General features: G+C 64.2%; 9 protein-coding genes. 6 read left to right on the top strand and 3 right to left on the bottom strand.

Features of this window, described 5'->3' with window-relative positions:
• Positions 1-18 precede the first annotated feature (18 nt).
• The 4 genes from gltB to KSS93_RS03745 all read left to right on the top strand — a co-directional run bounded on the left by gltB (position 19) and on the right by KSS93_RS03745 (position 7,756).
• Positions 19-4,464, top strand: coding sequence for a glutamate synthase large subunit (gltB, locus tag KSS93_RS03730; RefSeq protein WP_217887203.1), 4,446 nt, complete (start codon positions 19-21; stop codon positions 4,462-4,464).
• A gap of 107 nt (positions 4,465-4,571) precedes the next feature.
• Complete coding sequence (locus KSS93_RS03735) at positions 4,572-5,990, top strand: FAD-dependent oxidoreductase (RefSeq protein ID WP_217887204.1); 1,419 nt, start codon at positions 4,572-4,574, stop codon at positions 5,988-5,990.
• Positions 5,991-6,228: 238 nt separating this feature from the next.
• Positions 6,229-7,293 (top strand): uroporphyrinogen decarboxylase, encoded by a 1,065-nt coding sequence (gene hemE / locus KSS93_RS03740; protein WP_217887205.1) that lies wholly within the window; start codon positions 6,229-6,231, stop codon positions 7,291-7,293.
• A gap of 115 nt (positions 7,294-7,408) precedes the next feature.
• Positions 7,409-7,756: a NirD/YgiW/YdeI family stress tolerance protein gene (locus KSS93_RS03745; protein WP_217887206.1), complete on the top strand. Its 348-nt coding sequence runs from the start codon at positions 7,409-7,411 to the stop codon at positions 7,754-7,756.
• A 76-nt stretch (positions 7,757-7,832) separates the two neighbouring features.
• Here the strand turns inward: KSS93_RS03745 and KSS93_RS03750 are convergent, their stop codons facing one another.
• The gene (locus KSS93_RS03750; RefSeq protein WP_217887207.1) at positions 7,833-9,074 is read right to left on the bottom strand and encodes an MFS transporter; all 1,242 of its coding nucleotides are present in this window, start codon (positions 9,072-9,074) and stop codon (positions 7,833-7,835) included.
• Positions 9,075-9,198: 124 nt separating this feature from the next.
• Here KSS93_RS03750 and KSS93_RS03755 point away from each other — a divergent pair, with 124 nt between their 5' ends.
• Positions 9,199-10,104 (top strand): LysR family transcriptional regulator, encoded by a 906-nt coding sequence (locus KSS93_RS03755; RefSeq protein ID WP_217887208.1) that lies wholly within the window; start codon positions 9,199-9,201, stop codon positions 10,102-10,104.
• Positions 10,105-10,156: 52 nt separating this feature from the next.
• Positions 10,157-10,930: a ParA family protein gene (locus KSS93_RS03760; protein WP_217887209.1), complete on the top strand. Its 774-nt coding sequence runs from the start codon at positions 10,157-10,159 to the stop codon at positions 10,928-10,930.
• A 347-nt stretch (positions 10,931-11,277) separates the two neighbouring features.
• Here KSS93_RS03760 and trxC read toward each other — a convergent pair whose 3' ends face one another.
• Both trxC and selO read right to left on the bottom strand, forming a co-directional pair.
• Positions 11,278-11,712, bottom strand: coding sequence for a thioredoxin TrxC (trxC, locus tag KSS93_RS03765; RefSeq protein ID WP_217887210.1), 435 nt, complete (start codon positions 11,710-11,712; stop codon positions 11,278-11,280).
• Positions 11,713-11,822: 110 nt separating this feature from the next.
• A complete protein-coding gene (selO, locus tag KSS93_RS03770; protein WP_217887211.1) occupies positions 11,823-13,283 on the bottom strand; it encodes a protein adenylyltransferase SelO in 1,461 nt (486 codons plus the stop codon).
• Positions 13,284-13,398: the final 115 nt, after the last annotated feature.

Here is a 13,398-nt window from a genome sequence, read left to right on the forward strand (position 1 = left end):
CCTGGTGAGAAAGTGTCTATGAAAACAGGTCTGTACCATCCCGAAGAATTCAAGGACAACTGTGGTTTTGGCCTGATCGCCCATATGACGGGCGAGCCAAGTCACCACCTTCTGCAAACCGCCATGCAGGCCCTGACCTGCATGACCCACCGCGGCGGTATCAACGCCGACGGCAAGACCGGTGACGGTTGCGGTCTGCTCATGCAGAAGCCCGATCAATTCCTGCGTGCCGTGGCCCAGGAACATTTTGCCGTCGAACTGCCCAAGCAGTACGCCGTTGGCATGGTGTTCTTCAACCAGGACCCGGTCAAAGCCGAAGCCGCCCGCGCCAACATGGACCGCGAGATCGTCAACGCCGGCCTCAAGCTGGTCGGCTGGCGCAAAGTCCCGATCGACACCAGCGTGCTCGGCCGCCTGGCACTTGAGCGTCTGCCGCAGATCGAACAGGTGTTCATCGGCGCCGAAGGCCTGAGCGATCAGGAATTCGCCATCAAGCTGTTCAGTGCCCGTCGCCGTTCGTCCGTGGCCAACGCCCATGACGCCGACCACTACATCTGCAGCTTCTCGCACAAGACCATCATCTACAAAGGCCTGATGATGCCGCGCGATCTGGCGGCCTTCTATCCGGACCTCGGTGACGAGCGCCTGCAAACCGCGATCTGCGTGTTCCACCAGCGCTTCTCCACCAACACCCTGCCGAAATGGCCGCTGGCCCAGCCGTTCCGCTTCCTCGCCCACAACGGCGAAATCAACACCATCACCGGCAACCGCAACTGGGCCATGGCCCGTCGCACCAAGTTCGCCAACGACCAGATCCCCGACCTCGAAGAGCTCGGCCCGCTGGTCAACCGCGTCGGTTCCGACTCCTCGAGCATGGACAACATGCTCGAGCTGATGGTCACCGGCGGCATCGACCTGTTCCGCGGCGTGCGCATGCTGGTACCGCCAGCCTGGCAGAACGTCGAGACCATGGACGCCGACCTGCGCGCCTTCTACGAGTACAACTCCATGCACATGGAGCCGTGGGACGGCCCGGCCGGTATCGTCATGACCGAAGGCCGCCACGCGGTGTGCCTGCTCGACCGCAACGGCCTGCGTCCGGCACGTTGGGTGACCACCACCAACGGCTACATCACCATCGCCTCGGAAATCGGCGTTTGGGGCTACCAGCCTGATGAAGTGGTCGCCAAGGGTCGTGTCGGCCCTGGCCAGATCCTCGCCGTCGACACCGAGACCGGCCAGGTCCTCGACACCGACGCCATCGACAACCGCCTGAAGTCGCGCCACCCGTACAAGCGCTGGCTGCGCCAGCACGCCACGCGCATCCAGGCGACCCTGACCGACGACCAGGGCGTGGCCAGCTACGACGCCGACCAGCTCAAGCAATACATGAAGATGTTCCAGGTCACCTTCGAGGAGCGCGACCAGGTGCTGCGCCCACTGGGTGAGCAGGGCCAGGAAGCGGTCGGCTCGATGGGGGACGACACGCCGATGGCCGTGTTGTCGCAGCGCGTGCGTTCGCCGTACGACTTCTTCCGCCAGCAGTTCGCCCAGGTGACCAACCCGCCGATCGACCCGCTGCGCGAAGCGATCGTGATGTCGCTGGAAATCTGCCTGGGCGCCGAGCGCAACATCTTCCAGGAATCCCCCGAGCACGCCTCGCGGGTGATCCTCAGCTCGCCAGTCATCTCGCCCGCCAAGTGGCGCTCGCTGATGAACCTGGAGCGCGAAGGTTTCGACCGTCAACTGATCGACCTCAACTACGACGAGAGCCTCGGCCTCGAAGCGGCCGTACGCAACATCGCCGACCAGGCTGAAGAAGCCGTGCGCGGCGGCAAGACCCAGCTGGTGCTGAGCGACCGCTACATCGCCCCGGGCAAGCTGCCGGTGCATGCGTCGCTGGCCGTCGGCGCGGTGCACCACCGCCTCACCGAGCAGGGCCTGCGCTGCGACAGCAACATCCTGGTCGAGACCGCTACCGCCCGCGACCCGCACCACTTCGCCGTGCTGCTGGGCTTCGGCGCCTCGGCCGTCTACCCGTACCTGGCCTACGAAGTGCTGGCCGACCTGATCCGCACCGGCGAAGTGCTGGGCGATCTGGACGAAGTCTTCAAGTACTACCGCAAAGGCATCTCCAAGGGCCTGCTGAAGATCCTGTCGAAGATGGGTATCTCCACCATCGCCTCGTACCGTGGCGCGCAGCTGTTCGAAGCCATTGGCCTGGCCGAAGAAGTGGTCGGCCTGAGCTTCAAGGGCGTGTCCAGCCGCATCAAGGGCGCACGCTTCGTCGATCTTGAGAGCGACCAGAAGCTGCTGGCCGCCGAAGCCTGGAGCGCGCGCAAGCCGATCCAGCAAGGTGGCCTGCTGAAGTTCGTCCACGGTGGCGAATACCACGCCTACAACCCGGATGTGGTCAACACCCTGCAGGCCGCCGTGCAGCAGGGCGACTACGCCAAGTTCAAGGAATACACCACGCTGGTCGACCAGCGCCCGGTGTCGATGATCCGCGACCTGCTCAAGGTCAAGGTGGCCGACCAGGCCCTGCCGCTGGAGCAGGTCGAGCCGCTGGAGGCCATCCTCAAGCGCTTCGACTCCGCTGGCATTTCGCTGGGTGCGTTGTCGCCAGAAGCCCACGAAGCCCTGGCCGAGGCGATGAATCGCCTGGGCGCGCGCTCCAACTCCGGTGAGGGCGGTGAAGACCCGTCGCGCTACGGCACCATCCGCAGCTCGAAGATCAAGCAGGTGGCCACCGGCCGCTTTGGCGTGACCCCGGAATACCTGGTCAACGCCGAAGTGCTGCAGATCAAGGTTGCCCAGGGCGCCAAGCCCGGCGAAGGCGGCCAGCTGCCAGGTGGCAAGGTCAACGGCCTGATCGCCAAGCTGCGCTATGCGGTACCGGGCGTGACTCTGATCTCGCCACCGCCGCACCACGACATCTACTCGATCGAAGACCTGGCCCAGCTGATCTACGACCTCAAGCAGGTCAACCCGCAGGCGCTGGTCTCGGTCAAGCTGGTGGCAGAAGCCGGCGTCGGCACCATCGCCGCAGGCGTTGCCAAGGCTTACGCTGACCTGATCACCATCTCCGGCTACGACGGCGGCACCGGCGCTTCGCCGCTGACCTCGATCAAGTACGCCGGCGCCCCGTGGGAGCTGGGCCTGGCCGAAACCCACCAGACCCTGCGCGGCAACGACCTGCGCGGCAAGGTGCGGGTACAGACCGACGGCGGCCTGAAAACCGGCCTGGACGTGATCAAGGCAGCCATTCTCGGCGCCGAGAGCTTCGGCTTCGGCACCGCGCCTATGATCGCCCTGGGCTGCAAGTACCTGCGCATCTGCCACCTGAACAACTGCGCCACCGGCGTTGCCACCCAGAACGACAAGCTGCGCAAGGACCACTACATCGGCACCGTCGACATGGTGATCAACTTCTTCACCTTCGTCGCCGAAGAGACCCGCGAGTGGCTGGCCAAGCTGGGCGTGCGCAGCCTCGGCGAGCTGATCGGCCGCACCGACCTGCTCGACGTACTGCCAGGTGACACCGAGCGCCAGCAGTACCTCGACTTGTCGCCGCTGCTGGGCAGCTCGCACATTCCGGCCGACAAGCCGCAGTTCTGCGAAGTGGACAAGAACCCGCCGTTCGACAAGGGCGAGCTGGCCGAGAAAATGGTCGAGATGGCCCTGCCGGCCATCCGCGACCAGGCCGGTGGCGAGTTCAGCCTCGACATCTGTAACTGCGACCGTTCCATCGGTGCCCGTATCTCTGGCGAAATCGCCAAGCTGTACGGCAACCAGGGCATGGCCGCCAAGCCGATCACCTTCCGCTTCAAGGGCACTGCCGGGCAGAGCTTCGGCGTGTGGAACGCCGGTGGCCTGAACCTGCACCTGGAAGGCGACGCCAACGACTACGTCGGCAAGGGCATGACCGGCGGCAAAGTGACCATCGTGCCACCGGCCGGCAGCCCGTTCGAAACCCAGCACAGCGCCATCGTCGGCAACACCTGCCTGTACGGCGCCACTGGCGGCAGGCTGTTCGCCGCCGGTACCGCTGGCGAGCGCTTCGCTGTACGTAACTCCGGCGCCCACGCTGTGGTCGAGGGCACCGGCGATCACTGCTGTGAATACATGACCGGCGGCTTTGTCTGCGTTCTGGGCAAGACCGGTTACAACTTCGGTTCTGGCATGACTGGCGGCTTCGCCTACGTGCTCGACATGGACAACACCTTCGTCGACAAACTCAACCATGAGCTGGTGGAAATCCAGCGCATCAGTGGTGAGGCGATGGAGGCCTACCGCAGCCACCTGGCGCGGGTCCTGGGCGAGTACGTCGAAGAAACCGGCAGCGCGTGGGGGCGTGAGCTCTTCGACAACCTGGACGACTACGTGCGGCGCTTCTGGCTGGTCAAGCCCAAGGCGGCCAACCTCAAGCAACTGCTGTCCAGCACCCGTGCCAACCCGCAGTAAAAGCAGCTGCAAGTGGCAGGCCCCGTGCGCGGGGCCCGTCCGGCTTAAGTGATCGTCTTGCGGCTTGCAGCTTTTAGCTTGCAGCTGCTGTTAAGAGGTTTTGAAAAATGGCTGAACGTCTGAACAACGACTTCCAGTTCATCGAAGTGGGCCGCAAGGACCCGAAGAAAAAGCTGCTGCGCCAGCGCAAGAAGGAGTTCGTCGAGATCTACGAACCCTTCAAGCCGCAGCAGTCCGTCGAGCAGGCACACCGCTGCCTGGGCTGCGGCAACCCGTACTGCGAATGGAAGTGCCCGGTACACAATTTCATCCCCAACTGGCTGAAGCTGGTGTCCGAGGGCAACATCCTGGCTGCGGCGGAGCTTTCGCACCAGACCAACACCCTGCCGGAAGTGTGCGGCCGCGTGTGCCCGCAAGACCGCCTGTGTGAAGGTGCCTGCACCCTGAACGACGGCTTTGGCGCGGTAACCATCGGCTCGGTGGAGAAGTACATCACCGACACCGCCTTCGCTATGGGCTGGCGCCCGGACATGTCCAAGGTCAAGCCCACCGGCAAGCGCGTCGCCATCATCGGCGCCGGCCCCGCGGGCCTGGGCTGTGCTGACGTACTGGTGCGTGGCGGCGTAACCCCGGTGGTGTTCGACAAGAACCCCGAGATCGGCGGCCTGCTGACCTTCGGCATCCCCGAGTTCAAGCTGGAAAAGACCGTGCTCAGCAACCGCCGTGAAGTGTTCACCGGCATGGGCATCGAGTTCCGCCTGAACACCGAGGTGGGCAAGGACATCAGCATGGAACAGCTGCTCGCCGAGTACGACGCCGTGTTCATGGGCATGGGTACCTATACCTACATGAAGGGCGGCTTCCCCGGTGAAGACCTGCCAGGCGTGCACGACGCGCTGGACTTCCTGATCGCCAACGTCAACCGCAACCTGGGCTTTGAAAAGTCGCCGGAAGACTTCGTCGACATGCAGGGCAAGAAGGTCGTTGTGCTGGGTGGTGGTGACACCGCGATGGACTGCAACCGCACCTCGATCCGCCAGGGCGCCAAGTCGGTGACCTGCGCCTATCGCCGCGACGAGGCCAACATGCCGGGCTCGCGCAAAGAGGTGAAGAACGCCAAGGAAGAGGGCGTGAAGTTCCTCTACAACCGCCAGCCCATCGCCATCGTCGGCGAGGACAAGGTCGAAGGCGTGAAGGTGGTCGAGACCCGTCTCGGCGAGCCGGATGCCCGTGGCCGCCGTAGCCCCGAGCCGATCCCGGGCTCCGAAGAGATCCTGCCGGCCGACGCCGTGGTGATTGCCTTCGGATTCCGCCCAAGCCCGGCGCCGTGGTTCGAGCAGCATGGTATCCAGCTGGACAGCCAGGGCCGCGTGGTGGCACCGGAGAAGGCCAAATTCAAGCACCAGACCAGCAACCCGAAAGTGTTTGCGGGTGGCGACATGGTGCGCGGTTCGGACCTGGTGGTGACGGCTATCTTCGAAGGGCGCAACGCCGCTGAAGGTATTCTGGACTACCTGGAAGTCTGATGGATTGTTGGGGCCGCTTTGCGGCCCTTTCGCGGCACAAGGCCGCTCCTACAGGAGAATGCGATCCTCTGTAGGAGCGGCCTTGTGCCGCGAAGGGTCGCGAAGCGGCCCCAGCAGTACTTTTTTGTATACAAAATCGTTTGACCTGTGGCACCCAATAGACAAAACGCATGGCCATGGCCGTGCCTTTTGCGCTGGCGTCTGAGAAAATGCCCGCACTTTTTTTCCGGATGCCGACATGACTGCCCTGAAGAACGATCGTTTCCTGCGTGCGCTGCTCAAGCAACCCGTAGACGTCACCCCGGTCTGGATGATGCGCCAGGCCGGCCGCTACCTGCCGGAGTACCGTGCCAGCCGCGCCAAGGCCGGCGACTTCATGAGCCTGTGCATGAACCCGCAGTTCGCCTGCGAGGTCACCCTGCAGCCGCTGGAGCGCTACCCGCTGGACGCGGCGATCCTGTTCTCGGACATCCTCACCATCCCTGATGCCATGGGCCAGGGCCTGTACTTCGAAACCGGCGAAGGCCCGCGCTTCAAGAAGGTCATCAGCACCTTGGCCGACATCGAGGCGCTGCCGATCCCCGACCCGCAAAAAGACCTGGGCTATGTGATGGACGCCGTCAGCACCATCCGCCGCGAGCTCAACGGTCGCGTGCCGCTGATCGGCTTCTCCGGCAGCCCCTGGACCCTTGCCACTTACATGGTCGAAGGCGGCTCGTCGAAGGATTTTCGCAAGACCAAGGCCATGGCCTACGACAACCCCGAGGCCCTGCACCTGTTGCTGGACAAGCTCGCCCAGTCGGTTACCAGCTACCTCAACGGGCAGATCCTTGCCGGCGCACAAGCGGTGCAGATCTTCGACACTTGGGGCGGCAACCTATCGGCGGCGGCGTATCAGGAGTTTTCGCTCAGCTACATGCGCAAGATCGTCAGCGGGCTGATCCGCGAGCACGAAGGGCGCAAGGTGCCGGTCATTCTCTTCACCAAGAACGGCGGCCTGTGGCTGGAAAGCATCGCCGAAGCTGGCGCCGATGCACTGGGCCTGGACTGGACCTGCGAAATCGGCGACGCCCGCCGCCGCGTCGGTGACAAGGTGGCCCTGCAGGGCAACATGGACCCGACCGTGCTGTACGCCAAGCCCGAAGCCATCCGCAAGGAAGTTGCGCGCATCCTGGCCAGCTATGGCCAGGGCACCGGCCATGTGTTCAACCTCGGTCACGGCATTACCCCGGAAGTCGACCCGGAACACGCCGGCGTGTTCATCAATGCTGTGCACGAGTTGTCGGCGCAGTATCACCAGTAATTCACGTCTGCTTCAGAAGCCCGGCCAAGTGCCGGGCTTTTTTGTCGCATTAAGTTTGAATTCAGCGATCGTCGGTAATCTGGCCCCATCAAAACGCAAACAGGACCCGATCCCCATGAAAGCCCGTTACCTGTCCCTGATTCTCGCCCCGCTGTTCAGCACCGCCGCCCTGGCTGCCGGCTATACCGGCCCAGGCGCCCAGTCGGTGACCACCGTTGCCGCCGCCAACGGCGCCGCCGATGACACCCCGGTGGTGCTGCAGGGCTACGTGACCAAGAAGATCAACAACGACGACAAGTACGAGTTCAAGGACAACACCGGCACCATCACCGTCGAGATCGACAACGAAGACCTGCCGCCGACCCCGTTCAACGAAAAGACCAAGGTCAAGCTGACCGGCGAGGTGGAGAAGCACCTGATGAGCCGTGAGGTGGATGTGGATATCGTCGAAATCATCAACTGATCCAAAAACCAGATCGCCGGCAAGCCGGCTCCTACAGAGATCCGTGTAGGAGCCGGCTTGCCGGCGATTTGGCCCCTCAGGCGACCTTGGGTGGCAACCGGCTAAGGTGCAGCGCCACCAGCAACGCCACAGCCAGCAAGCTGCCAATGAACAAGCCGATGCCGTTCCAGCCCCATTGGTGCCAGAACATCCCGCCAGCGGTGCCCGCCACACTCGACCCCGCGTAGTAGCAGAACAGGTACAGCGACGAGGCCTGCCCCTTGGCCTTCAATGCCCGCCGGCCGATCCAACTGCTGGCCACCGAGTGCGCGCCGAAAAAGCCGAAGGTGAACACCAGCATGCCGACGATGATCATCGCCAGGGGGCTGGCCAGGGTCAGCAGCAGACCGCCGCTCATCACCAGGATGCTCGCCCAGAACACCTTGCGCCGGCCCAGCTTGTCGGCCAGCGCACCCACCTGTGCCGAACTGTAGATGCCCGACAGGTATACCACCGACAGCAAGCCAACCAGCGCCTGGTTCATGTGATAAGGGCCGGCCAGCAGGCGGTAGCCGATGTAGTTGAACAGGGTGACGAAGGCGCCCATCAGCAAGAAGGCTTCAAGGAACAGCCAGGGCAGGCCGGCATCCTTGAAGTGCTGGGTGAAACCGTCCAGCAGGCTGCGCGGGTTCAGTGCCTGGGGGCGGAAGTTGCGCGACTCGGGCAGCACCTTCCAGAACACCAGCGCTGCCGCCAGGGCCAGGCCGCCAATCACCAGCATCGCCGTGTGCCAGCTGACGAAGTCGATCAGCACGCCGGTGATCAGCCGCCCGCTCATACCGCCAATGGCGTTGCCGCCAATGTACAGGCCCATGGCCAGGCCGATGTGCTGCGGGTGTATCTCCTCACTGAGGTAGGTCATCGCCACCGCCGCCAGGCCGCTCAGCGACAACCCCACCAGCGCGCGGGTGGCCAGCACCAGCTCCCAGCTCGGCATCACTGCACTGGCCAGCGTGGCCAGGGCTGCGCTGGCCAAGGCAAAGACCATCACCGGCTTGCGCCCGATACGGTCGGAAACCGGCCCGGTAATCAGCAAACCGATGGCCAGCATGGCGGTGGCCACCGACAGCACCAGGCTGCTTTGCGCCGCGTTGATGGCGAACTCCTGCGACAGCAGCGGCATCATCGGCTGCACGCAGTACAGCAGGGCAAAGGTGGCGAAGCCGCCGCTGAACAGGGCCAGCACGGTCTTCATGAAGGCGGGGGTGCCTTTTTCGATCCAGCTGTCGTTGCAGACGGGGTCGGGTTCGGCGGGCAGGGGGGCGACGGCAGATCTCACGGATGGGTACCTCGGGCGCGGGGGCCGGTGCTGCGATTGAAAAATCATATAGCTGGCTAATTATTAGATCCAATATATTGTTCGACCTGTTTAAGACGTTTTACGACCTATTGAGAGGCTGATAATGGAACTGCGCCACCTGCGTTACTTCATCGCCGTGGCCGAGGAACTGCATTTCGGTCGCGCGGCCCAGCAACTGGGGATTTCGCAGCCGCCCCTGAGCCAGCAGATCCAGGCGCTGGAGCAGGAGCTGGGGGCGCGCTTGTTCGAGCGCACCAACCGTCGGGTCGAGCTCAGCGAAGCCGGCCGGTTGTTCCTGGATGAGGCGCGCCAAGTGTTGGCGCAGGTAGACAAGGCCGCCGACGTGGCGCGTCGTGCGCAGTTGGGGGAGCTGGGCGAGATGAAGATCGGCTTCACCTCCTCGGCGCCTTTCACTTCGCGCATTCCCCAGGCGATCCACGCCTTCCGCCAACGCTTCCCCTCGGTGCACCTGAACCTCAAGGAAATGAGCAGCCGCGACGTGGTGGAGGCGGTGTACGACGAGTCCATCGAAGTGGGCCTGATGCGGCCGATGCCGCTGCCCGAAGGCATTCTTTGCACTGAGCTGTTCCGCGAACCGCTGGTGGCCGTGCTCAACGCCTCGCACCCGCTGGCGGCAGGCAGCGAGCAGGGGATCTACATGCAGGCGCTGGCCCATGAGCCGTTCGTGTTCTTCCCGCGCAGCTATGGCAGCGGCTTGCATGCGCAGTTGCTGAGCCTGGCGCGCCAGGCCGGTTTCAGCCCGCATTTCGCCCAGGAAGCCGGCGAGGCGATGACCATCATCGGGCTGGTCTCGGCGGGGCTTGGGGTGTCGGTGCTGCCGGCCTCGTTCCAACGCATGCGCATCGAGGGCGTGGTGTACCGCACCCTGCTGGACGAGGAGGCCATGACCGCGGTGTGGCTGGTGCGCCGCGAGGCCTCGAGCTCGGCGATGGCCAATGCCTTCGCAGCCCTGCTGGCCGGGCTGCAAATGCCCGAAGGTGCTGGCTAAACCGCTGCGCTGGTCACATACTCGGGCATTCGTTGATACACGGAGGTCTGACATGCGGCGCGTGGTATTCAATCAGAAAGGTGGCGTGGGCAAGTCGAGCATTGCCTGCAACCTGGCGGCGGTGAGCGCCAGTGAAGGCTACCGGACCCTGCTGATCGACCTGGATGCCCAGGCCAACTCCACCCAGTACCTCACCGGCCTGACCGGCGACGACATCCCCATGGGCATTGCCGACTTCTTCAAGCAGTCGCTGTCCAGCGGCCCGTTCGCCAAGAAGAACAAGGTCGATATCTACGAAACCCCGTTCGACAACCTGCATGTGGTCACCGCCACGGCGGAGCTGGCCGACCTGCAGCCCAAGCTTGAGGCCAAGCACAAGATCAACAAGCTGCGCAAACTGCTCGAAGAGCTGGACGATGACTACGACCGGATCTACATCGATACTCCGCCGGCCCTTAATTTTTACGCAGTTTCTGCGCTGATCGCCGCTGATCGCGTGCTGATTCCCTTCGACTGCGACAGTTTCTCGCGCCAGGCGCTGTACGGCCTGCTGGCCGAAATCGATGAATTGAAGGAAGACCACAACGACGAGCTGGTGGTCGAGGGCATCGTGGTCAACCAGTTCCAGTCACGGGCCAGCCTGCCCCAGCAGATGCTCGACGAGCTGCTGGCCGAGGGTTTGCCGGTGTTGCCGGTGTACCTGGGTAGCTCGGTGAAGATGCGCGAATCGCACCATGCCAGCCTGCCGCTGATTCATCTGGAGCCACGGCACAAGCTGACCCAGCAGTTTGTCGAGTTGCATGATTTGCTGGAGAGGAGTGCTTGAGGATTTTCAGGTGTTCGCCGAAGGTTTTTTAGCGCCTATGAAATCGAGCGCCGCCCGCGCGGCGCTTCGCGGGCAAGCCCGCTCCCACAGTTTGTTTCGGGCCAGATATTCCTGTGAAAGTACTGCTGTGCACCCCGGTGCATGCCCTGCGTCATGTGGGGCAGTCTTGGCGCACATGCTGCTATGGCGGCGAACCAACAGGGCGGTCCCTCTACCGGAACAGGAGAGACTGGCCTGAAATAAACTGTGGGAGCGGGCTTGCCCGCGAAGCGCCGCGCGGGCGGCGCTCGATCTGACAGGCGCTGCAAGGCTTTTGCCGAACACCTGTCAGCCCCAACGCAATCCCCTCAAACCCCTTGCCCGCGCAACCACTCCAGCAGCGACTGTAACGGAAACGCCCCCGCCTGACGCGCCACTTCGCGCCCGTTCCTGAACAGGATCAAACTGGGGATCGAGCGAATGCCCAATTGCCCGGCCAGGTTGCGGTTGGCTTCGCTGTCCAGCTTGGCCAGCCGGCAGCGGCCGCTGAGCTGGCGCGCGGCCTGCTCGAACACCGGGGCGAAGCTCTTGCACGGCCCGCACCAGTCGGCCCACACATCCAGCAGCAGCGGCAGGTCGCCCTTGATCTGGGCGCTGTAGTTGGCTTCGCTGAGGTCGAAGGGGCGGGGCAGCAGCATGTCCTGCTTGCAGCGGCCGCATTTCGGGTTGTCGCCCAGGCGTTCGGCGGGCAGGCGGCTGAGGCCATTGCAGTGGGGGCAGGGGATAACCAAGGGTGCAGTCATGTATAGCTCCTTTGGCCATCGTGGGAGCGGGCTTGCCCCGCGATGGCGTCAGATCAGGCAGTGTTGTTGTAGCGGCTGACGCTATCGCGGGGCAAGCCCGCTCCTACAGGTCAGGATGAGCAGCTGATTTCCAGGTGCTTGCCCCACTCCGGTGGCCGCTCTGCATATGCCTGCATGCCTTCCTGCTCGTCGAACGGCTTGCTCAGCACCTGGTGCAAGCGCCGCACCTCACTGTAATCACCCCCCTCAGCCGCCTCGATGGCCTTCTGCGCCAGGTAGTTGCGCAGCACGTACAGCGGGTTCACCCCATGCATGCGTTCGCGTCGGCCTTCGGCATTATCTGGCTCGCGCTGGCAGCGCGCCAGGTAATCGGCGCCCCAGGCATCGAACCCGGCCAGGTCGATGAAGTCGTCACGCACCACCTGCAACGCCTCTGCCACCGGCTGCTCGCCAAGGCGGCGGAAGAACAGCGTGTAATCCACGCCGCCGCTCTGCATGCACTGCAACAGGCGCTCCACCAGCGCCATGTCGTCGTCCTCGGCGCAGGTCAGGCCCAGCCGGCGGCGCATCAGGTCGAGGTAATGGGCCTGGTACAGCGGCAAAAACAGCCCCAGTGCCTCTTTGAGCGGCTCAACCTCGATGACTGTGGTCAGGGCCTGGGCCAGGGCGCTTAGGTTCCAGTGGGCGATGGGCACCTGGTTGGCGTAGCTGTAGCGGCCACGGTCGTCGGAGTGGTTGCAGATGAAGTTGGCGTCGAAGTCGTCGAGGAAGGCGTAGGGGCCGAAGTCGAAGGTGATGCCCAGGATCGACATGTTGTCGGTGTTCATCACCCCATGGCAGAAGCCGTAGGCCTGCCAGCGGGCGATCAGCTCGGCGTTGCGCTCGACGATGCTGCGGAACATGGCCAGGTACGGCTGCTCGGCATCAGCGCACTCGGGGTAGTGCTCGCGCAGCACATGGTCGATCAGCACGCGCTGCTGCTCGGGCTGCTGGGTGTAGTAGAAGTACTCGAAGTGGCCGAAACGCACATGGCTCTGCGCCAGGCGCAGCAGCATGGCCGCGCTCTCGCGGGTTTCGCGCCATACCGGGGTGCTCGAGCCGATCACGCACAGCGCCCGGCTGCTGGGGATGCCGAGGGCGTGCAGCGCTTCGCTTGCGAGGAATTCGCGGATCGACGAGCGCAACACGGCGCGGCCATCGCCCATGCGCGAGTAAGGGGTCTGGCCGGCGCCCTTGAGGTGCAGGTCCCAGTGCTCGCCGGCGTCGTTGACCACCTCGCCCAGCAGCAGCCCGCGGCCATCGCCCAGGCGCGGGTTGTACGAGCCGAACTGGTGGCCGGAGTAGACCATCGCCCGCGGCTCGGCTTCGGCCCACAGCTTGTGGCCGCTGAACAGCTCGGCGAATACCGGCTCATGGGCCTGGGCCGGGTCGAGGTCGAGCAGGGCCATGGCCGACTCGCTCGCCACCACCAGGCGCGGCTCGGCGATGGGGTCGGGCAGAACCTCGGTGGAGAAGGCATCGCCCAGGCGGGCGAAGCGGTTGTCGAAGCTGAGGTGGTCGAGGGACTTCACGGGGCCGGCTCCTGGGTGTCGTGCCATTGGGGCCGCTTTGCGGCCCTTCGCGGGTAAACCCGCTCCCACAGGGATATTGCCAAGCCTGTGGGAGCGGGTTTACCCGCGAACGAGG

The organism is Pseudomonas xanthosomatis, assembly GCF_019139835.1.
In the GTDB taxonomy this organism is placed as follows: Bacteria; Pseudomonadota; Gammaproteobacteria; order Pseudomonadales; family Pseudomonadaceae; genus Aquipseudomonas; species Aquipseudomonas fakonensis.